1 pseudogene is annotated in these 383 nt (G+C 79.6%); it reads right to left on the bottom strand.

The features are described 5' to 3' along the window. Window positions 1-383: pseudogene (locus tag G9H71_RS13505) on the bottom strand (hypothetical protein); the annotation flags it as partial.

Raw genomic sequence — 383 nt, 5'->3', positions numbered from 1 at the left:
CGACCTTCTCGCGCAGCCCCTGCGGCACCTGCACGGCGGCGAGCGCCTCGGCCGTCGCCGTGTCCGCGGCGGCCGCCTCGGTCAGCGCGCCCGAGACGGCGTCCGCGATGCCCTGCGCCTCGGCCTCGACCCGGGCGACGCTCGCGTCGTACGTCCGCTGGGCCGCCTCGGCGGCGCCGGGCTCCGTTCCATACATGACCGGGGGCACCGGGGGCGGGGTGACAGAGCCGTCGCCGCCGACGGTGAAGCCGCGCAGCCGCGCGTCGTTGACCAGGCCGAGCAAGGTCGTGCGCGCGCCGCCCATGCTCGTGGCCCCGCCGCGCAGGGCGTCGCGCGCCGCACGCACGGCGGCGGCGAGCTCGCGGGCGTCGCGGGTGTCGCTG

Source organism: Motilibacter deserti (assembly GCF_011250635.1).
GTDB lineage: Bacteria > Actinomycetota > Actinomycetes > Motilibacterales > Motilibacteraceae > Motilibacter_A > Motilibacter_A deserti.
This window is presented reverse-complemented; position numbering and strand designations above follow the sequence as displayed.